Annotated in this window: 17 protein-coding genes; 10 read left to right on the top strand and 7 right to left on the bottom strand. The window is 62.6% G+C overall.

Annotated features, from left to right (window positions below; genetic code table 11):
* Positions 1-25: 25 nt before the first annotated feature.
* Positions 26-916: a lysostaphin resistance A-like protein gene (locus ACTZWY_RS01085; RefSeq protein ID WP_444788815.1), complete on the bottom strand. Its 891-nt coding sequence runs from the start codon at positions 914-916 to the stop codon at positions 26-28.
* A 257-nt stretch (positions 917-1173) separates the two neighbouring features.
* Here ACTZWY_RS01085 and cls point away from each other — a divergent pair, with 257 nt between their 5' ends.
* The 9 genes from cls to ACTZWY_RS01040 all read left to right on the top strand — a co-directional run bounded on the left by cls (position 1174) and on the right by ACTZWY_RS01040 (position 13363).
* Positions 1174-2601, top strand: a complete 1428-nt coding sequence (cls, locus tag ACTZWY_RS01080) for a cardiolipin synthase (protein ID WP_444788814.1) — start codon at positions 1174-1176, stop codon at positions 2599-2601.
* Between the two features lie 144 nt (positions 2602-2745).
* The gene (locus tag ACTZWY_RS01075) at positions 2746-3546 is read left to right on the top strand and encodes a S49 family peptidase (RefSeq protein WP_444788813.1); all 801 of its coding nucleotides are present in this window, start codon (positions 2746-2748) and stop codon (positions 3544-3546) included.
* Positions 3547-3552: 6 nt separating this feature from the next.
* Complete coding sequence (locus tag ACTZWY_RS01070) at positions 3553-3741, top strand: hypothetical protein (RefSeq protein ID WP_444788812.1); 189 nt, start codon at positions 3553-3555, stop codon at positions 3739-3741.
* A gap of 19 nt (positions 3742-3760) precedes the next feature.
* On the top strand, positions 3761-4702 hold the full coding sequence (locus ACTZWY_RS01065) for a calcium/sodium antiporter (RefSeq protein WP_444788811.1): 942 nt from the start codon (positions 3761-3763) through the stop codon (positions 4700-4702).
* A gap of 3 nt (positions 4703-4705) precedes the next feature.
* Positions 4706-5485 carry an SDR family oxidoreductase gene (locus ACTZWY_RS01060; RefSeq protein ID WP_444788810.1) on the top strand — a complete coding sequence of 260 codons (780 nt, stop codon included), beginning with the start codon at positions 4706-4708 and terminating at the stop codon, positions 5483-5485.
* A 303-nt stretch (positions 5486-5788) separates the two neighbouring features.
* Positions 5789-7669: an excinuclease ABC subunit UvrC gene (uvrC, locus tag ACTZWY_RS01055; RefSeq protein WP_444788809.1), complete on the top strand. Its 1881-nt coding sequence runs from the start codon at positions 5789-5791 to the stop codon at positions 7667-7669.
* A gap of 6 nt (positions 7670-7675) precedes the next feature.
* Entirely contained in the window at positions 7676-8389 is a 714-nt protein-coding gene (locus ACTZWY_RS01050; protein ID WP_444788808.1) for an NAD-dependent deacylase, read from the top strand.
* Positions 8390-8702: 313 nt separating this feature from the next.
* Complete coding sequence (locus ACTZWY_RS01045) at positions 8703-9923, top strand: metallophosphoesterase family protein (protein ID WP_444788807.1); 1221 nt, start codon at positions 8703-8705, stop codon at positions 9921-9923.
* Positions 9923-13363: an AAA family ATPase gene (locus ACTZWY_RS01040; protein WP_444788806.1), complete on the top strand. Its 3441-nt coding sequence runs from the start codon at positions 9923-9925 to the stop codon at positions 13361-13363. The genes ACTZWY_RS01045 and ACTZWY_RS01040 overlap by 1 nt, the downstream gene beginning before the upstream one ends.
* On the opposite strand, the gene ACTZWY_RS01035 is transcribed toward ACTZWY_RS01040, so the two are convergent.
* Entirely contained in the window at positions 13358-14536 is a 1179-nt protein-coding gene (locus tag ACTZWY_RS01035) for a DUF1501 domain-containing protein (RefSeq protein WP_444788805.1), read from the bottom strand. The genes ACTZWY_RS01040 and ACTZWY_RS01035 overlap by 6 nt on opposite strands.
* 16 nt (positions 14537-14552) lie before the next feature.
* Positions 14553-15914, bottom strand: coding sequence for a DUF1800 domain-containing protein (locus ACTZWY_RS01030; RefSeq protein ID WP_444788804.1), 1362 nt, complete (start codon positions 15912-15914; stop codon positions 14553-14555).
* 210 nt (positions 15915-16124) lie between these two features.
* Here ACTZWY_RS01030 and ACTZWY_RS01025 point away from each other — a divergent pair, with 210 nt between their 5' ends.
* Positions 16125-17117 carry an MDR family oxidoreductase gene (locus ACTZWY_RS01025; protein ID WP_444788803.1) on the top strand — a complete coding sequence of 331 codons (993 nt, stop codon included), beginning with the start codon at positions 16125-16127 and terminating at the stop codon, positions 17115-17117.
* Between the two features lie 29 nt (positions 17118-17146).
* On the opposite strand, the gene ACTZWY_RS01020 is transcribed toward ACTZWY_RS01025, so the two are convergent.
* The 4 genes from ACTZWY_RS01020 to ACTZWY_RS01005 form a co-directional block, all read right to left on the bottom strand.
* On the bottom strand, positions 17147-18106 hold the full coding sequence (locus tag ACTZWY_RS01020; RefSeq protein WP_444788802.1) for an acetyl-CoA carboxylase carboxyltransferase subunit alpha: 960 nt from the start codon (positions 18104-18106) through the stop codon (positions 17147-17149).
* A 98-nt stretch (positions 18107-18204) separates the two neighbouring features.
* Positions 18205-19992: an ABC transporter ATP-binding protein gene (locus ACTZWY_RS01015; protein WP_444788801.1), complete on the bottom strand. Its 1788-nt coding sequence runs from the start codon at positions 19990-19992 to the stop codon at positions 18205-18207.
* A 128-nt stretch (positions 19993-20120) separates the two neighbouring features.
* Positions 20121-20840 carry a response regulator gene (locus tag ACTZWY_RS01010; protein WP_444788800.1) on the bottom strand — a complete coding sequence of 240 codons (720 nt, stop codon included), beginning with the start codon at positions 20838-20840 and terminating at the stop codon, positions 20121-20123.
* Positions 20837-21346 (bottom strand): MarR family winged helix-turn-helix transcriptional regulator, encoded by a 510-nt coding sequence (locus ACTZWY_RS01005; protein WP_444788799.1) that lies wholly within the window; start codon positions 21344-21346, stop codon positions 20837-20839. The genes ACTZWY_RS01010 and ACTZWY_RS01005 overlap by 4 nt, the downstream gene beginning before the upstream one ends.
* Positions 21347-21426: the final 80 nt, after the last annotated feature.

Below are 21426 nucleotides of genomic sequence, written 5' to 3'. Positions count from 1 at the left end.
TAATCGCCACGCGCGGGAATTGCAATCAGCGAGCGCGCAGCCACCAGCGGCACACAGCCCAGACCAGCACCATACCCGCCACATCCAGCCCCACCATATACGCAATGACATCGCTATCCTTCAGGCCAAAGGGCAAACGATACAGCGCCAGCCCGTCCAATGCCTCGCCGGTGGTGAACACGAACATTGCCAGCAGGTTATTGGCGAAATGCAATCCCCACGCCAGACCAATGCTCCCGCTGCGCGCCGTCAGGTCCGCCAGCAACAGCCCGAAAAACCCGGTGGCAAAGACAATCATCCACACGGCGCCACCCATCTCATCGGGGGCGTAGTGCATAAGGCCAAACAGCACCGAAGGCAGCACCATCCACGCCCAACGCGACACAAACCGCGCCGCAAGCTGTTGCTGCAGATACCCGCGAAACACCACTTCTTCGGCACCTGTCTGAATCAGCAGGCCCACCAGTGCCACCGGCAACCACGCCAACCAGACTGTCCACGCCACACCGCGCCCCAGATCGACAGACAGCACGACATACACCACCCCCGGCACCGAAAGCGCCAGAAAGATGCCCAAGCCGACACCGAAATCCCGCCAGACTACCTGCCAGGGGCCAAACAGGCTGGCGATACTGCGATGATGCACCAGCCGGGCCGCAGCAAAAGCGCCCAGCGCCAAGCCGGTGAAGGTGAACAATATTGCAACCAGCGATGCCGGGGTGGACCCAAGGCCCATGACATCCAGACGGGACGCGCCCTGTAGCCATATCGAAGCGCCCATGACCGCTGCGCCCATCAATGCCATCCAGCCCAGATACACTGCGGTCAGGACCACCAGACCAAGACATAAACGCCAGATTTGCGGGCGCAAACGCGCGGGGGCAACAAAGCGGTCAAAACTCAATGCATGCAACATGGCAGATCATATCCCCGAAAATCAAATCACCTGATGGCAAACTGGCGCATCTGTGTATCGCTTCAAGCAGATCAGGCGCAGGGTGACAATGACGCGACGACATGACACTGTGACACCTTATCGTATGGAAGGGGTGCTGCGCGGAACCATATCAGCAAAGCACCGTTTTAGTATGTTTTGTCAAATGTTCTGTGCGAAGTTGCGGGTCCCGCTTTTTCGCAAGATCGTCCGGGAACAAGATCGTCAGGAAACAGGCCATGGCTGGCGCAACAGTTGTTCTTGTTGTGATATTGCAAGTGGGTTTCATCATCCGCGCGTTGCTGCGCGCGGGGCTGTCCCCGTCGGCGCGGCTGGCATGGGTGACGGTCATTTCGGCACTGCCGGGGGCGGGAATCGCGGCCTATTTCCTGTTTGGCGAAATCCGGCTGGCGCGCGCGGGGCGCGAACGCATGCGCGAGGTGCGCAACAAACTGCGCGCGGCGCAACTGGCGGCGCCCGAAAACATGATCTTGCGCACAGGTGCGGCGCGCCCCGCTTTTGCGGCGGGCCATGCCACAAGCCAGTTCCCCCCCCTATGGGGCAATCACATGACCCTTCTGGCCGAGGGCGACGCCATGATGCACGATATTTTTGACGCAATTGCGCAGGCGCGCGAGCATGTGCATGTGCTGTTCTATATCTGGCTGCCCGATGACACCGGAACCCGCATGGCACAGGCATTGATGGATGCCGCGCGCCGGGGCGTCACCTGCAGGGTGCTGGTCGATGATCACGGCGCGCGCCGTCTGATCCGGTCCAACCTGTGGCAGTTGATGGGCGCGGCGGGTGTGTCGCTGGAACGCGCGGCCCCTGTCGGCAATCCGTTCATCAGCTTGTTGTTCCAGCGCATTGATCTGCGCAACCACCGCAAGATCATCGTTGTGGACAACACCCTCAGTTGGGTGGGCAGCCGCAACTGCGCCGATGCGGCTTTTGCGATAAAGCGCCGCTTCGCCCCGTGGGTGGATATTCTGGTTCGGCTGGAAGGGCCGGTGGTGCAGCAACAGCAGGCCGTGTTCTTGCATGACTGGATGACACATCACGCCGAAGACCTTAGCCATATGCTGCGCACCCCCGCGCGGCCCGCGCCGCATGGCAAGGTCACAGCGCAGGTCATCGCTTCCGGCCCGGACGACATTTATACCACCCCGTCAGACGCGCTGCGCGCCATGATCTATGCGGCCACCGAACAGCTTATGCTGACAACGCCCTATTATGTGCCCGACCCCGCCTTGCACACGGCCATCTGTTCGGCAGCCGAACGCGGGGTGCAGACCGACCTTATTTTGCCAGCCCGCAATGACAGCGTGATCGTGGGGGCGGCCAGCGAAAGCCTGTATCCGGACCTGTTGCGCGCAGGGGTGCGCATCCACCTGTTTGGCCCCGGCCTGATCCATTCCAAGATTGTCACGGTGGACGGCCAATTCGGCATGATCGGAACCGCAAATCTGGATCATCGCAGTTTTGACCTGAATTATGAAAATTCGCTACTGTTTCAATGCGCGGATTTTACGGCCTGCCTTGATGCGCGCCAGCGCAGCTATATTGCGCGCGCCCGCCGGATTGACCGCGCCGATGTGGCCAACTGGTCCTTCATCCGCCAGTTGCGCAACAACACGCTGGCACTGGCCAGTCCGTTATTGTGACCCCCCACGCGCGGCGGGGTTTCATGCCACGCGATGTCCCCATGGCGTGGCGGGCACAGTCGCACAGAAGAAATCGCAGGCAATGCCATAATCTTGGGGGCAGTAGTCTTGTTGCCCCCCCCGCCGCACCTTACATGCAGGCTTATGTTCATGAATTTACCCTTCCTTCCCAAAAAACCGTCCGTGGCCATTATCCGGCTGCAGGGCATGATTGCGGCCAGCACCAGTCCGGGGCGGTTGAATGATGCCAGCCTTGCCCCCCTGATAGAAGCGGCATTCCGGCGCGGCAAACCCGCCGCAGTGGCGCTGGTCATCAATTCGCCCGGCGGCAGCCCGGTCCAAAGCGCGCTGATTGCCGCGCGCATCCGCCGTTTGGCGCAGGAGGTGAAGATACCCGTTCATGCCTTTGTCGAGGATCTGGCGGCGTCGGGCGGGTATTGGCTGGCAACAGCGGGCGATGATATCCATGTGGACGCGAATTCAATTGTCGGGTCCATCGGTGTCATCTCGGCGGGGTTTGGCCTGCACGACTTGATGGCCCGTCATGGTATTGAACGGCGCGTCTACACGTCGGGCACATCCAAGTCACAGCTTGACCCCTTCCAACCCGAAAACCCCCAGGACGTGGCCCGCCTGCGCCAGTTGCAAGATCAGGTGCATCAGAATTTCATTGCGCAGGTCAAGGACCGGCGCGGCACAAAACTGGTGCAGGATGACAGCCTGTTCACCGGCGAATTCTGGGTGGGCACGCGCGCGGTTGATCTGGGTCTGGCGGACGGGCTGGGCCACATGGTGCCCATGATGCAGGCCCGCTATGGCCGGAAGGTTCGTTTCCGCCATTACGGCATTCGCCGCCCGCTTCTGTCGCGGCTGGGTCTGGGCCTGATGTCAGACGCGCTGGAATTGTCGCAAGAACGCAGCCTTTATGCGCAATACGGGATGTAGCCGCCCATGCTGATTAAAATTGTGGCGGGTTTTCTGGTGTTTATCATCATTATGGGCGCGGTTCAGAAATTCCTGAACCCCGCGCACAAGACCCCGCTGGACCGCTTGCGGCAGGCAAAATTGCCGCGCCCGCGCAAATGCAAGACCTGTGGCAAGTTCCTGCTGAACGGCGATTCCTGCCAGTGCAAGGGCTGATAATCTTGAAAGGTGTTGAATGCTGATTGACCTTGCGCAAATTGCGGCGGGGCTTGTCGTGCTGCTGGTGGCAGGGGATTTTCTGGTTCGGGGCGCGGTCAATCTGGCGCTGCGGCTGGGGATTCCCGCGCTGATGGTCGGCATGACCATCGTGGCCTTTGGCACGTCTGCACCTGAATTGCTGGTTTCGGTCCGCGCGGTGCTGCAAGATGCGGGCGGGTTGGCGCTGGGCAATGTCGTGGGGTCCAACATTGCCAATATCTTGCTGGTTCTGGGCGCACCGGCCCTGATTTCGGCGCTGGCGATCACCCGCGAAGTGCAGCGCGATTACCTGATGATGCTGGCGGTGACGCTTTTGTTCACCGGGCTGGCGTTGACCGGCGTCATTGGTCGCTGGCAAGCGCTGGTGCTGCTGGGCGCGTTTGCGCTGTTTATGGCCGACAGCATACGCCGCGGCCGCAAGGCGCGCACCACCCCTGAGGAGTTGGAAGGCGCCGACCTGTCGATGAGTGGCGCAAAGATTGCACTGTTCACGGTGCTGGGCGTTGCGGGCCTGCCGCTGGGGGCAAGCCTGCTGGTCGATGGTGCCGTGGATATTGCCCAGGTGCTGGGCGTATCCGACCTGATGATCGGGCTGACGATTGTTGCCATTGGAACATCCCTGCCGGAACTGGCCACCACGCTGATGGCCGCCATCCGGCGTGAAGGGGGCGTGGCGCTGGGCAATATCATCGGGTCAAACCTGTTCAATCTGGCGCTTATTCTGGGGGTTGCAGGGTTGTTCGGGGCCATGCCCATACCCGCGCAGATGGTGCAGCTTGATCTTTGGGTCATGCTGGCCGCAACGCTGGTTCTGGTGCCGTTCATATGGGCAGAAAAACCCATATCGCGCATGTGGGGCGTGGCCTTGCTTCTGGGATATGCGGGCTACATCTGGGCACTGACACAATTCGGAGTGTGACCCATGCCCAACGCCCTTGTCACCGGAGCAGCCCGCCGCCTTGGGCGCGAAATGGCGCTGTATCTTGCGCGGCGCGGCTATGATGTGGCGATCCATTATGCCAGTTCGCACAACGCCGCGCGCAGTGTTGCGGACGATATTCGGGCGATGGGCCGCAAGGCCGTCTGTGTGCAAGCCGATTTGCTGGATGAGGACGCCTTGCACAGGATCGTCCCGGACGCTGTGCAGGCGCTTGGAACCGGCGCGCTGAGCGTGCTGGTCAACAATGCCTCGATTTTCGAAGAAGACAGCATTGCCAATGCCACGCGCGCCAGCTGGGACAGGCACATGATGTCAAACCTGCGTGCGCCTTTTGTGCTGACACAGGCCTTTGCCGCGCAATGCCCCCCCGCCCTGCCCGATGCGCAGGGCGAACCCGTGGCGCAAGGACTGGTCGTCAATATGATTGACCAGAAAGTGCGCAGGCTGACACCGCAACACATGACCTATTCCATCGCCAAAATGGGGCTTTGGGCCTTCACGCGCATGGCCGCACAAGAACTGGGGCCACATATCCGGGTGAATGCCATAGGCCCCGGCCCGACATTGCAAGCGGCAGATCAGCCCGAAGACGCCTATCTGCACAGCCGCCGCAGCACGGTTCTGGAACGCGGCGCGAACCTGTCGGACATTACTGCGGCGCTGGGTTTTTTCGTGGATGCACCGGCAGTTACAGGCCAGCTTTTATGTGTTGATGGCGGCCAGCATCTGGGCTGGAAAACCGCTGATATGCTGGACATCTAGCCCTTTGGCATGCGGCACTTAACCAAGTTGTGCACTGTTCACCGCGCAGTCACAAAACCGTAACCATTTATTAAGAAGATTCAGTAGCTTGCCCGATATTAATATAATTTACATTTAAAAACAAAGGGTTAATTTTTTGCCTATTTTTTAGGCAACGCTTGAAACTGGCAGAGATTCAAGGGAAAATCGTTCAGTTACAGTTTTCGCCCACAGACTTATCCACAGATTCAGTGGACAGGATTCCGGTTGCAGGATCGCCCCGGACATTGCAGACAAAGGCAGAATCACCAAGGACGACGCGCAATGCCTGACAGCCCCCCGCCAACGGAATTTTCCGACACCTCGCCGCGCGGTCATGCCTGCATTCAGTCTTATCTGAAATCGCTGGACAATTCCCCCGGCGTCTACCGCATGTTGAACGAAAAATCCGAAGTGCTGTATGTCGGCAAGGCCAGAAGCCTGCGCCAGCGCGTATCGAACTATGCCCGCCCCTCCGGGCATTCGGCGCGCATTGCGCGGATGATCTCGGAAACTGCCAGCATGATGTTTCTGACCACGCGCACGGAAACCGAAGCGCTGTTGCTGGAACAGAACCTGATCAAGCAGTTGAAGCCGCGCTATAACGTGCTGCTGCGCGACGACAAAAGCTTTCCCTATATCCTGCTGCCCAAGGACCACGCATTCCCGCAATTGCGCAAGCATCGCGGGCGCCGCTCGGTCAAAGGCAGCTATTTCGGCCCCTTTGCCAGTGCAGGGGCGGTCAACCGCACGCTGAACCAGTTGCAGCGCGTGTTCCTGCTGCGCAACTGCACCGATTCCGTGTTTCACAGCCGCACGCGGCCCTGTCTGTTGTATCAGATCAAGCGCTGCAGCGCGCCTTGTGTGGGCTATGTCACCGAAGATGACTATGCCGGGCTGGTGGCCGATGCAGAACGCTTTTTGTCGGGCAAAAGCACGCGCATTCAGGCGCAACTGGCGCAGGATATGCAAGCCGCATCTGACAATATGGAATTTGAACGCGCCGCAGCCCTGCGCGACCGCATTCGCGCGCTGACCAATGTGCAGCAATCCCAGGGCGTAAACCCGCGCGGCGTGACCGAAGCCGATGTCATCGCCCTGCATCTGGAAAAGGGGCAAGCCTGTGTGCAGGTGTTTTTCATTCGCGCCAATCAAAGCTGGGGCAACCGCGATTTCTACCCCGCCACCGGTGCCGGCGCAGAAGAGCCCGAAATTCTGGAAGCCTTCCTGACGCAGTTTTATGATGGCAAGGAACCCCCGCGATTGCTGCTTTTGTCGCATGAGTTGGAAAACGCCGATCTGGTGGCCGCCGCCCTTGGCGAACGCGCGGGCCGCAAGGTGGAACTGGCCGTGCCCCAGCGTGGCGAGAAGGCGGAACTGGTGGAAAACGCGCTGCGCAACGCGCGCGAAAGTCTGGCCATGCGCATGGCATCTACTGCCGCGCAGGGCCGCTTGCTGGACGGGCTGGCGGAAGCCTTCGGGCTGGATGGCCCGCCCGACCGGGTCGAGGTGTATGACAACAGCCATATTCAGGGCACTGACGCCGTGGGCGCCATGATTGTGGCCGGGCGTGACGGGTTCATCAAAAGCCAGTATCGCAAGTTCAATATTCGCGGCGACAGCCTGACACCGGGCGATGATTTCGGCATGATGAAGGAAGTTCTGACCCGCCGCTTCCAGCGCCTGCTGAAGGAAGACCCTGACCGCCAGGGCGACACATGGCCTGATCTGCTGCTGATCGACGGCGGCGCAGGTCAGGTCAGCGTGGTGGCTGAAATCATGGCCGATCTGGGGGTAGATGACATTCCGGTGGTCGGTGTGGCCAAGGGCATTGACCGCGACGCAGGAAAGGAAGAATTCCACCGCCCCGGCACCCGCCCCTTCGCGCTGCGCCATAATGACCCGGTGCTGTATTTCGTCCAGCGCCTGCGCGATGAAGCGCACCGTTTCGCCATTGGCACGCACCGCGCGAAACGCGCAAAAGCCGTCAGCGCATCACCGCTGGATGATATTCCGGGCGTGGGCGCGGGGCGCAAGCGCGCGCTGCTGGCGCATTTCGGGTCGGCCAAGGCAGTGGCGCGGGCGGGCCTGTCGGATTTGCAGGCAGTGGGCGGCATTTCGGAAACACTGGCGCAGGTCATCCATGACCATCTGAACGCAAGGTAGGCCGCCATGCAGAATATCGTCATTTTAACCGGCGCGGGCCTGTCTGCCGAAAGCGGGCTGGGCACATTCCGCGACAAGGACGGGTTATGGACCAAATATGACCTGAATGATGTGGCCACCCCCGAAGGGTTCGCGCGCAACCCCGCGCTGGTGCACGACTTCTATAATGCGCGGCGCGCGAATTGTCTGGCGGCCAGTCCCAACGCGGCGCATTCTGCGCTGGCTCGCCTGCAACGCGCCGCGCCCGAGTGCGTGTGTCTGGTCACACAGAATGTCGATGACCTGCTGGAACGCGCGGGCGCGCGGGATGTGGTGCATATGCACGGGCAGTTGAACCGCGCGCTATGTGCCGGTTGCGGCCACAGATGGGACGCGCCGCAGGTGATGGCCCCGTCCGCCCCCTGCCCCGCCTGTGCGCAGGCTGCCACGCGCCCGGACATCGTGTGGTTCGGGGAATACCCCTATCATATGGACCGGATCGACCGCGCCCTGATGCGCGCGGACCTGTTTGTGGCGATCGGCACATCGGGCAATGTCTATCCGGCGGCGGGGTTTGTGCAGCAAGCTGCGGCTGCGGGGGCCGCCACGCTGGAGCTGAACCTTGACCCCTCGGCCACGGCGGGGCTGTTCGGAGAGGCGCGTCTTGGCCCCGCAAGCCGGATCGTGCCCGCTTGGGTGGATGAGGTGCTGGCGGACCATTCAGGGCAGGAACGCGCGTAATCCCCATGCGTTTGGCCTTAAGGGGACATTGGAGAGTATTCCAAAGCGCGGAATCAAGGGCGCAGCCCGCCGCGCACTCGGCGGGCCGTCCCGCGGCCTGCCGATGACCTGAAGGCACGCCAAGCGATTGAAGTCAGGAATATGCCGCCTGCATTAAGTGCTACCAATGTCGGATCGGCAGACCCCGGCCCACCGAGTGCGCGGGCTTCATCCAAGTGCGAATGCCCCTTTCGGACCAGCTTCCCGCTGCCCAGCCCCCCTACGCAATCTTCCCGCCCTTGCGAACTTGCACGAACCAAGGCACTGTCACAGCATGGCGTTTCGTTTCATTCATACCGCTGACCTGCATCTGGACAGCCCGCTGCGGTCGCTGGCCCTGCGCGATCCTGACCTTGCCAGTCTGGTCGGCGGGGCCACGCGCATGGCGCTGCGCAATATCATTGATCTGTGCCTGTCCGAGCGCGTGGACGCCCTGCTGATATCGGGTGATCTGTATGACGGGTCGCAAACCAGCATGAAAACCGCACGGTTTCTGGCATCCGAACTGGCGCGGCTGAATGAGGCGGGCATTCGCGCCTTCCTTATCCGGGGCAATCATGACGCCGAAAGCCGCATTACCCGCGAACTGACCCTGCCGCCCTGTGTGCATCTGTTTGACGGGCGCGCGGGCTTGGAACTGCTGGAGCATGGACCACAGCGCATTGCCGTTCATGGCCTGAGTTTTCGTGAACCCAAAGCGCCTGAAAGCCTGCTGCCCAAATACCGCCCCCCGGTTGGCGATGCGGTCAACATTGGGCTGATGCACACGTCGTTGAACGGGGCGGCAGGGCATGACCCCTATGCCCCCTGCGCGCTGTCCGACCTGCAGGCAAGCGGGTTTGATTACTGGGCCTTGGGGCATATCCACAAACGCGCCGTGTATCCCGGCGCGGCCTGTGTGGTCATGCCCGGCATCCCCCAAGGGCGCGACATTGGCGAAGTTGACGGCGGGTCTGTCACGCTGGTGACCGTCGATGATGGCGGCGCGCTGAATCTGGAAGAACGCAGCGTCGCGCTGGCGGCCTTTTGCATTGTGCCTGTGGATGTCACGGGGATGAATGACTGGAACGACCTGCTGGCCAGCATGCGCACCGCGCTGGAACGCGCCGACCGCCGCGCCCCCCATCTGGTGGCCCGCCTGCGCCTGACGGGGGCTACACCGCTTGCCCAGCGCCTGTTGCGCGATCAGGATCTTGCCCTTGCGGAAGCGCAGGAACTGGCGCGCGGCATGGGCCAGACATGGGTGGAAAAACTGGTGCTGGATCTGGGCAACACACCATCTGTTACAGGCGAACTTGCACAGCTTGCCGCCCTGATTAACGATGATTTTCGCCATTCCGACAGCTTCACCGCCACACTGGAGGAGATGCGCGCCACACTGCAAGCCGCACTGCCCCCCGACCCCGCCCTGCGCGCGCAGTTCGACCAGCTGGACCCTGCCATCATCGATGACGGGCTGGCGCAGGTTCTGGCCCGTCTGGGGGGCACGCGCTGATGCGGCTGGACGCACTGGGCCTGACGGCATATGGCCATTTCACCAATGCAACCCTGTCGCTGCCAGAAGCGGCGCAGGGCGCGCCCGATCTGCATATCATCTTTGGCCCGAACGAGGCGGGAAAGTCCACCCTGCTGGCGGCTTGGCTGGACCTGCTGTTCGGGTTTCCCAACCAGACACCGTTTGATTTCCTGCATGAAAAGCGCGCCCTGCGCGTGCAGGCCAGTTTGCGCGACCCGTCAGGAACGCCCCATGCGCTGGCGCGCATCAAGGGCAATGTGAACACATTGCTGAATGCGAGCACTGACCAGCCAGTTGCAGAATCCGTTCTTGCAGCGCTTCTGGGGGGGCTGGACCGCGCCAGTTACACAACCATGTTTTCACTGGACGATACTACACTGGTCAAAGGGGGCGACAGCATTCTGGCCAGCGAAGGGGATCTGGGACAGTTGCTGTTTCAGGCCACAGCAGGGCTGGCCGAGTTGGGCGCGCGGTTGCGCGACTTGCGCGCGCAAAATGACAGTTGGTTCCGCCCCCGTGCCCGCACAACCCAGCTTCACGCCCATAAGGACCGCCTGAAACACCTTACCGAGGCGCGCAAGGCCGTCGATCTGCAGGTCGGCGCGTGGCGCAAGTTATGTGATGATGTGCAGACTGCCGAACTGGCCTATCAACGCGCCCTGACCGCGCGGGCGCAGACACAAACGCGGCACGATGCGCTAGACCACGACCTGAACGCGCTGCCCATTCTGGCGCGACTGCAGCGCGAGGAACAGATACTGGCCCAACTGCCGCCCCCCGCGCCCCTGCCTGCGGATTGGGCAGCCAACCTGCCGCACTGGCAGCACGAACGCACCAGTCTTGCGGCCCTGACACCGCAAGCGCAGGCCGTGGCGGAAGAGGCGCACCAAAAGCTTGAAGCGCTTGCCCCTGATTTGGCCGCCCTGCGCCATGTCCCTGATCTGGACAATCTGCAGGCCCGTTTCGGCGCGATTGTGAAACAACAAGATGATCTGCCCAAACGCATCGCGCAGTATGACACCCTGCAGGCCCGGATTGCGCAGATCATTGCTGATCTGGGGCTGGATATCCAGCCACAGGACGCAACGCCCCTTTCTGTGCCCGCTCTGGACACGCTGGACACGCTTATCGAACAGGATGCCGACCTGACCCGCCGCGCGCGCAACGCCGCGCAGGAACTGGCGCAGGCCCGCGACACCCTTGCCGAGCTTGCAGGCGATGACGAAGCGGCCCCGCCCGCGGCGGACCTGGCGCAGGCACAGGCGCATTTGCACGCATTTTTGCCCGACCTGCGCGCAACCGCACCGCAGCGTGCCCATGCCGATGCGCAAAGCGCATGGCATAGCGCGCGCGTGGCCTGTGAACAGGCCATATGCGCCTTGTTACCATGGCAAGGCACAATCGATGCGCTGCGCAGCCTTGAGCTGCCATCCGCGGGGCACCTGCGCGCCCTGGACGCACAGATTGCCCAAGCCGAAAGCACAGCACGCCTGGCTGATGCGGAAACCAACCGCCTGCGCAGCCTTGTGGCACGCGCACAAGGGGGCTTGGGCGATGACCGCGCACCAACGGCCAGCGCGTTGGCAGATGCACGCGCCGCGCGCGACCGGCTGTGGGCCGCGCATCGTGGCCGGATGGACGACACCTCTGCCGCTGAATTCGCGGACGCGATGGCCGCGCATGACGCGCTCTGCGCCCAGATGATTGACGCCGCGCGCATGGCGGAACGTCTGGAACAGCTGCGCAGCGCGCAGGCCGAACTGGTGCAGGCGCAAAACCATAAGGCCAGTGCCGACGGGGTGTTGGCGGACCTGAAGGAACAGATTGCGACGCTCTGGGGCCGCGTTCTGCCTTCGGGCATTGCCGCGGGGCGGTCCCTTGCGGACCTGCTGGCATGGCTGGACCTGCGCCAGACAGCATTGCAAGCCGGCGCTGCGCAAGCGCAGGCCCGCGCACTGCTGGATGAACACACAGCCCGACGCGCGCATGCCTGCGACCTGTTGGCCGGGGCCCTGCGCGCCTTGGGCCAGACACCGGTCAGCGACAGCGATTACACAGCGCTGTTCGCACAGGCCGAGGCCCTGAACGCCGATGCCGCACGTCTGGCAGAACGGCGCGCGACACTGGCACGCGCAAGGGCAGATGTGACGCGCCGACACAGCGCGCTGGAACAGGTGCACCAGGCCCGCGCCGACTGGAAAACGCGCTGGACAGCCGCACTGGCGCAAACATGGATCACGCCCACCCTGCCAGTTGGGCAGGTGCGCGCCATTTTGAAAACGCTGGAAACACTGGCCCCCTTGCGCAGCGAAATACGCGACCTGTCCCACCGCATTGACGCCATCCGCAAGGACGAACGCGCCTTTTGCGACCAGTTGGCATTGCTCGCACGCGATCTGGACATGCCCGCCGAAGCAGACCCGCGCGTGCTATGGCCCCGGTTGCGTGACAGGTTGCGCAGCGCACAGGACATGGCCGCCCAGCGCGCGCACCTGATGGCAACCCGCGACAAGGCCCAAAGCGAACTGGAGGCGCTGATGCGGCGCAGTCAGGCCCTTGATCAGGCAACCGAGCCGCTGCGCGCGCAGTTCGCGCCCCTGTCGCTGGATGATATAGCCGCCGAGATCGCCAGAATTACCCGCGCGAATGACGCAAGCGCCCGACTGGCCGACACCCGCGATGAGTTGACGCGCCATCTGCACAGCGACGATCTGGCGGCGGAAACCACGCGCCTGAGCACCCTTGACGTGCAGGCGGCCACAGTCGAACGCGACACCCTTGCGGCAACGCTGAAGGCACAAGATCAGGTGTTGCGCGAAACCTATGCCCAACTGGCCAGCGCCCAAAAGGACCTGGACAGCGTAGGGCTGGATGATGCCGCCGCCCGGTTGGAAGAAGAACGCCAGACCCTGATTTTGCAAATTCAGGACGAAGCGCGCGCCTATCTGGGCCGGCAGGCCGGTATTGTGGCCGTGGAACAGGCGCTGCGCCACTACCGCGACACGCACCGTTCCAGCATGATGGACCGCGCGGGCCATGCTTTCACGACGCTGACATGCGGCGCCTATACGGGCCTGAGCACCCGCCCGGACGGGGCACGCGAACTGCTGATTGCCCAGGATGCGCGCGGCGCGTCCAAACCTGTGGACACCTTGTCCAAGGGCACCAGTTTCCAGCTATATCTGGCGCTGCGGATTGCAGGCTATCTGGAACTTGCCGACCAACGCCCGATGGTGCCGTTCATCGCCGATGACATCATGGAAAGCTTCGATGACGACCGGTCCCACGCCACCTTCGGGCTGTTGGGCCAGATGGCGCGCAAAGGGCAGGTCATCTACCTGACCCATCATGCACATTTATGCGACATCGCGCGGCGCGCCTGCCCGGACGCGCAGATACATGACCTGCGCAGCCTATAGAAACAGGCGCGGGCTGTCACCCATGTCCAGACGTGCGAACACATGCCGCTCGATGCTGGACACCGGCAGGCCGAACAGGTCATGCATGGCCCATGCAGGATAGGCGCGGATATCTGACAGCGGCATCAGGTCGCGCCCTGCATACAGGTCTTGATCCGACAGCCCCGGCCACCCCCCGATGGCGCGCCCCCCCCGCAAGGCACCGCCGGCCAGCAGCAATGCGCCCCCTGTCCCGTGGTCCGTGCCGCGCGCGCCGTTTTCGCGCGCTGTGCGCCCGAATTCGGTCATCGCCATGACAATGGTCTCCCCCCATGCGCGGCCCAAGCCATCGCGCAGCGCCACAATGGCGTCCTGCAACCGCCCCAGGGCGGGCAGAAGCGCGCGGTGCTGGTCGCGGTGGGTGTCCCAGCCTGTCAGCGAAAAGCTGGCGATGCGCGCATCGTCCAGCAACTGGCGCGCAACATATGCGCCCAGCCCCGTGGCGTCACCTGCTGCGGGCATGTCGTCGTCATCGTCCAGACCAGAGGCGGTCATGTCCAGCGCAATCTGGCCCGCTTCGGCAAATAGCGGGTCATTCTGGAACAGATAGGACAGAAGCAACCGGTTTTGCGGGCCAAGGTCCAGATCGGTGCCCGGTGACCATTGGGTGATGGCCGCCTGCCCTTCCAGAATCAGCATGCGTTCACGCCCCAGCGCGAAAGCCGTGCGCGCCTGCGCACCGGGCAGTTGCGCGACCAGCCGGTTCAGCCAGCCATCGCGCTGCAGCGTGGGGGGCAATATGCCTGCGGTCCCGGCTTCCAGATGGTCCTGTCCGTCAAAATGGCTGCGCTGGTCACGATACAGGGTGGAGGTTGCAGGCACGAAGGCCATTTCGCCCGCCTGCCACAGCGGCATAAGCCCCGACAGCGCCGGATGCAGCGCAAAGAAATTGTCCAGCGCCAGCGGCGGGTTTTCCTGCGCCAGATACGGGCGCAGCCTGGCCAGATGGCGGTCCCCCACGGGGCGGAACACGTCCAGCCCGTCCATGGCGCCGCGCAAAACGATAACCACCAACCGCCGGTCACCGGGCAATGCGGCAAAACTCATCGGTGTGACCAACGGGCTTGCCGCCGCAGAGCAGCCCAGCGCCAATGCGCGGGTCAGAAGCTGGCGGCGGTTCATGCGATAGGCCATGGCGTGTCCCTTGCTGTCATCTGCGGTTGAACGCAGGCGAGGCCAGAATGACCGCAAGCCCCTGTGCGCGGGTTTCGGCCCCTTGGGCGGCACGGCGCAGCGCGTCTGACGCCGCATCCCCCAGCGCCACATCCACAAATGCGCGCGGGTCCGGCCCGTCCGGCCAGCGCTGCACCAGCGCCATGGCCCAGCCAATGCGCGCCGCAAGCGCCTGCGGGGTTACCCAATAAGCGGCGCTGTCGTCATAGCCCGCCGGGCTGGGCACAGTTTCGAACGCTTCGCCCATATTCTGCAGCGGATCTGCCAGGTCTAGCCGTGTGCGCCGTGATGGCAGCGCCAGAAACCCGTCGCGCGGGACATTCAGCGCGCGCAAGGCGGCTGCCATGAATTCCACGGGCGCGCGGGTCTTGGCCAAGGGGCTTGCCCATGCGGCGGGGTGTTCCAGCAGCGCGCGGTAGCACACCATCAGATCGCCCCCACTTTGGCTGAACGCCGCCGCAATATGGGCGACCAGTTGCGCGTCAGGGTCATCGGCTATGAAATGGCGGGCCAGTTTGCGCGCGATATGAAGGGCCGTTTCGGGGCGGCGGGCCAGATCGTCCAGCGCATGGGTAATATGCTCCAGCCCGGCGCGGCGCGCGCCGTAGCCTGTGCCCAAAACCCTCAGGATGCCCGGTTCGGCAATGCGCGGGTCAAACAGGAAGTCATGTTGCGGGGTGACGGTAAGCCCCGTCAACAACAGGGCGAACTGGCTGACATCCCCTTGGGTGAAATGGCGCGTATCGCCCAGCGTGTGCAGTTCAAGAATTTCGCGTGCAAGGTTTTCATTCACCCCCCGCCCTTGCCGCCGGCCCACGGGACTGTTCGGCCCGACGGACCGGAACTGGTCCAGATACACCAGCATCACCGGATGCAGCACCGCCGCGCGCAGCATATCGGAAAAACGGGCTGTGACATGGGGCCTGATGGCGGCATCAATATAGGCGCTGCGCGTGCGCGCCAGCGCCCCGCCCAGCCCCATGGCCGCGAAGTGATTGGCCCAGAACCGCGTCAGGCGTTCATGAAAGCCGGTGCGCGCATAGGCCAATTCCGCAATGCTGGCGCGCAGATCGGCGAAACTGGCGTCGCGCAGGGCCTGATGCGCGCGCTCGAATTCGGCGCGGCGGGCGGGCGTTGTGTCCGCAGCGCGGCTGGCCTGCAACAAGGTGGTGCGCGTTTGCAGGCGCGTCAGGCGGTCGGCGAAGGGTTCGGGCGGAAATTGCGCGCGCGCTTCGGCCATCAGGCTGTCATACAAGATGCCCGCATGGCCGGGCGCAGGCAAATGCTGCGCCAGACCCGCGCCAAACCGGATTGCCGCTATGGTGGGAACCGATACCATTCCTGCCCAATCTGCCGGGCTGCCCCCGGCGGTGTGTCCTGCGCGCACCATCAAGATATGCCACGCCTGCGCATCAAACGCCCCTGCACAAACGGTATTCCCGATATTGAAGGTTTGTCACAGATACGCCAGTTTGCTATGCCAAGCATAGAAGATGCGGGGCCGCTGTCCAAGGCGGAAGGCGCAGCGCGGAACCTGAAAGGACCAATCATGAGCTTCAAGGCACTTGTCGTCGATAAGAATGCGGATGGAAAACCCCATGCCAGCATCCAGACCCTGACAGAAGACGCGCTGCCCGCAGGGGATGTAACTGTCGCGGTGGAATATTCGACGCTGAACTACAAGGACGGGCTGTGTGTTGGTCCCGGTGGCGGCTTGGTGCGCAGCTATCCGCATGTGCCGGGCATTGATTTCGCGGGCACTGTCGCTGCCAGTGACGACCCGCGCTATGCCCCCGGCGACAAGGTGGTTCTGACCGGCTGGCGTGTGGGGGAAACCCATTGGGGCGGCTATGCACAAAAGGCGCGTGTGCGCGCGGACTGGCTGGTGCCGCTGCCTGCGGGCCTGACCACCCGTCAGGCAATGGCCATTGGCACTGCGGGGTTTACCGCCATGCTGGCGGTCATGGCGCTGGAAGATCACGGCCTGACCACGGCCAAGGCCCCTGTTCTGGTGACGGGCGCGGCGGGCGGTGTTGGGTCTGTTGCCATAGCCTTGCTGGCCGCGCTGGGCCATGAGGTTGCCGCCGTGACCGGCAGGCCAGACGCGGAACCCTATTTGCGCGATCTTGGGGCCAGCCAGATCGTTGCGCGCGAAACGCTGAACGAAACCGTGAAACGCCCGCTGGAATCGGAAAACTGGGCGGGCTGTGTGGACACGGTCGGCGGCGCGATGCTGGCGCGCGTGCTGGGGCAAATACACTATGGCGGTTCTGTCGCAGCGGTCGGGCTGGCGGGCGGCGCAAACCTGCCTGCAACAGTCATTCCCTTCTTGCTGCGCGGGGTCAATCTGTTGGGCATTGATTCCGTGATGCAGCCCTATGACAACCGCCTGCGGGCGTGGGAACGGCTTGCCCGCGACCTGCCCATAAACAAGCTGGACATGATGATCCAGCCTGCAACATTGTCCGACCTGCCAGCGCTGGCCGCCGATATTCTGAAAGGGGGCGTCAGGGGGCGTGTTGTGGTGGATGTGAACGCCTGATCATCATCGGCAGATGGAAAAGGGGGGTGTCAGGCTGACAGCCCCTTTGCGCCCATGTTCAGGAATTTCTTGCGCCGGTCCTGTTTCAGCGCCGCCGCATCCTTGCCGTCCAACTCGCCCAGCATGGCGTCCAATGCAGCCCCCACGCCCTTGATCATGGCGTCCCGGTCGCGCTGTGCACCGCCCAGCGGTTCGGGGATAATCCGGTCAATGACATCCAGCTTCTTCAGGTCCTGCGCTGTCAATCGCAGCGCTTCGGCCGCTTCGCGCATTTTGTCGGAATCCTTCCAAAGGATGGACGCGCAGCCTTCGGGGCTGATCACCGAATAGACGGAATGTTCCAGCATGGCGATGCGGTTTGCAGTGGCAAAGGCCACAGCCCCGCCAGACCCGCCTTCGCCGATGATGACAGACACCAGCGGCACACCAAGGCTTAGGCATTTCTGGGTGCAGCGCGCAATCGCTTCGGCCTGACCGCGTTCTTCCGCCCCCTTGCCCGGATAGGCACCGGGCGTGTCCACAAGGGTAATGACCGGCAGGCCAAAACGCTGGGCGATGTCCATCAGGCGTATGGCCTTGCGGTAGCCTTCGGGGCGGGCCATGCCGAAATTGCGCCGCAAGCGGCTTTGGGTATCATGGCCTTTTTCCTGACCGATCACCACGACTGCACGCCCCTTCAGGCGTGCAAGTCCCCCGATGACTGCTTCATCTTCGGCGAAGCCGCGATCCCCGGCAAGGGATGTGAATTCATCAAACAAGGCATCGACATAATCCTTGCAATGCGGCCTGTCAGGATGGCGGGCAACCTGACATTTCCGCCATGGCGTCAGGTTCTTATACAGGTCCACCAGCAGCTTTTGCGCCTTCTGGTCCAGCGCGGCCGCTTCTTTGGCAAGATCAGTTTCGGGGTTGGCCGCAGCCATGGCCCGCAATTCGGTTGCCTTGCCTTCAATCTCGGCCAGCGGTTTTTCGAATTCCAGATAATTCATCAAACATTCCACTCGCAGTTTGGGGGGTTATGCGTCAGCAGGGCGCGATTTGCAATCTGGAAGCGCAGCACTCCGGGCGCAGGGACCGCGACACTGGCTTATTCGGGCTGATCCCCGAACTGGATTGCATATAGCCGCGCATAGGCCCCGCCAAGGGCCAGCAATTCGGCATGGCTGCCCTGCTCGACCACGCGGCCACGGTCCATGACCACAATCTTGTCGGCATTGCGCACAGTGGACAGCCTGTGGGCAATCACGATTGTCGTGCGCCCTGCCGCAAGCTTGTTCAGCGCTTCCTGCACGAACGCTTCGGATTTCGCGTCCAGTGCGCTTGTCGCTTCGTCCAGCAGCAACACCGGCGCATCGCGCAGCAGCGCGCGCGCAATCGCCACCCGCTGGCGCTGCCCACCCGACAGCGACGACCCGCGCGGACCAGCGGAGGTATCGACACCTTGCGGCATAAGCGACAGAAAATCATCAACATGGGCGGCGCGCAAGGCCGCCTTCAATGCCGCATCGGACACATTTTCGGCGCCCATGGTCACATTGTCACGGATTGATTCGTCAAACAGCGCCGTATCCTGACTGACCACCGCGAAGCACTGGCGCAATTGCACCAGATCCATGGTCCGGATGTCCTGACCGCCCAGCAACACCTGGCCGGATGTGACATCTGCAAGGCGCGTCAGCAAGGAAAACACAGTGGATTTCCCGGCCCCTGACGGCCCCACAATAGCCGTCGTCTTGCCTGCCGCCGCCGCGAAGGACAGCCCGCGCAAGACGGGTTCGGCATCATACGAAAATTCCACATCCTGAAACGTGACATCGGCCTGCGCGCGGGGCGGCACAGCGGCGCGCGGCGCGGGTGGGTTCGTGACCTTGGCCTGAACCTGCAACAAGCCATGCGTGCGTTCCAGTGACGCAAGCAAGGTCTGCCATTCTGCACTTAGCGCGGAAAAGCGGCGCATCGGGTCAAACAGCAACCCAAGCGCAGTGAAGAATGACATGAACTGCCCGACAGTGCGCGTGCCGTCAATAATCTGCATCCCGCCATAGATCAGCACCATGGCAAAACCGATGGCCGCGCCGAAATCCATGACCGTGGGCACCGCCGCATGGCCAATTGCGGCGCGCACGGCCTTGCGCACATATTCGCGCATGACCGACTGAAACCGCGACAATTCGCGGGTTTCGGTTCCGGTCAGCTGGATGGTGGAAATCCCGTGAAACGCCTCATCCAGACGGTTGGAGCAATTGGCGGCGGCCACGCGCGATTCCTTGCTGCGCCGGCGGATAAGGCGCTGCAGCCATAGCAACGGCAGCACAAGAAGCGGAATGGCCACAAGCGCAACCAGTGTCCATTGCCAGTCTGTCCACAGCGCGACCCCAAACAGCACAATCACGGCCGCCCCGTCGCGGCCAAACCCGGTGATCAGCCCCTGAAACAGCCCCCCCACGGCATAGGAATCCCCGCGCACACGTTCAATCAGGATGCCCGGCGCATGCAGCTTGAAGAAACTTTGGTCCAGCCGCATCAGATGGCCCAGAAGCATGGTCTGCAATTCGGCAACGGCGCCTTCGGCCTGAATGACCATCACGGATTTATGCGCCAGCCGCGCCAGACCGCGCCCGAAAAACACCGCCGCCATCCCCATGGCGACCCAATACAGGCTGCCCCGGTCGCCCGCGATCATCACATCATCGAACATGGGCTGGATAAGATAGCTCAGCGCGCCCAGCATCAGCGCCTCGATGACCATGAACGCAACAGCCACCCCGATGAATTTCAGGCGGTGACGCACGAAGTTGCGCCATAACCAATGGGCAATGACCCAATCATTGCGGCGTTGGGTTTCACGTCTGCTGGGGTTGGACAGGCTGGACACGGTTCTGGGCTTCCGTCTGATTTTGGGCAGCTTTACCTGCTTTCAACGGGCTTAGAAACCCCGCTTTTGCCCTGCCCTGCCGCTGGGGGGCTGCGCAAAGCGCCCCATGGGCGGCGCGATTGCGGCGTTCAATCCGCGACCAGCATATACCCTGCGCCCCGGACAGTTTGCAGGTGTCGGGGGGTTTTGGGGTCATGTTCAATCTTGCGGCGCAGGCGTGTAATCTGCACATCCACCGCGCGATCCTGCCCGACTACCGCGCTGTGCCCGGCCCGGTCGCGGCCCAGATGGTCGACCAAGGCCTCGCGGCGGATCACCTCGCCGGGACGTTCGCAGAAAAAGCGCATGATGGTGGCTTCGGTCTGGGTCAGCCGGATAACAGTGTCCCCGCGTTTCAATTCACCGCGTTCCAGATCATAGCGCAGCGGTCCCATGATCAGCACCTGGGGCAGCACCTCGGTTGCGGCGGGTTGCGGGCGGCGGCGCAGAATGGCGTTGATGCGCAGCAACAATTCACGCGGTTCAAACGGTTTGGGCAAATAGTCATCGGCCCCCGCTTCGAACCCTGAAATCCTGTCCTCGGCCTCGCCCTTGGCGGTCAGCAGTAAAACCGGCATCGCGGTATCGGTGCATATATGGCGTGTCAGGCTTATGCCATCTTCGCCCGGCATCATCACATCCAGCACCACAAGGTCGAAACTAAGCCCGGCAAGAAGCCTGCGGGCATGTGCCGCGTCGCGCGCGGCGGTCACCATGAATCCGTTGCGGATAAGGTATTTCTGCAACAAGCTGCGGATGCGCGCGTCATCATCCACAATCAACAGATGCGCGGCGGTTTCTGCGCTCATGTGCGACGCTCCTTCAGGGCGATATATTGACGAAAAATCTCGTCATCCATCATGGCCTCCAGTACCTGGCGGAACCCTGCCACAGCTTGCGGCCCGGCAGCGCGATAGGCGGCACGCATGCGGTCACGCTGCGCTTCGGATAACTTGCGTTCAAGGGTCCTGCCGCTTTCGGTCAGATACAGATTGCGTTCGCGCCGGTCGGTGCGGCCGATGCGGCTGTCCACAAGCCCGTCTTCGATCAGGGTGCGCAACACGCGGTTCAACGATTGCTTGGTCACGCCCAGCACAGTCAGCAGGTTGTTTACCGTGGTGCCATGGGTGCGGTTGATGAAATGCAACGCGCGATGATGTGCCCGGCCATAGCCATGCTCGGCCAGAATGCGGTCAGGGTCCGCCGTGAAGCCACGATAGGCAAAGAACATCGCTTCAATGCCTTTGCGCAACTGTTCATCCGTCAGGAAAAGCAGATTTTCGCCGCCAAGTGTTCCAGATCCACCTTGTCCCATGCTTTCCCCGCCCTGAATGCCCGTCTGATTAATCTTTGCGCCATTTTATGTCAGCCTTGTTGACATTCCAAGATCGAATT

It is taken from the genome of Roseinatronobacter sp. NSM (genome assembly GCF_052379845.1).
GTDB lineage: Bacteria > Pseudomonadota > Alphaproteobacteria > Rhodobacterales > Rhodobacteraceae > Roseinatronobacter.
Note: the sequence above shows the minus strand (reverse complement) of the source record. Positions and strands in the feature narration are given on the sequence as shown.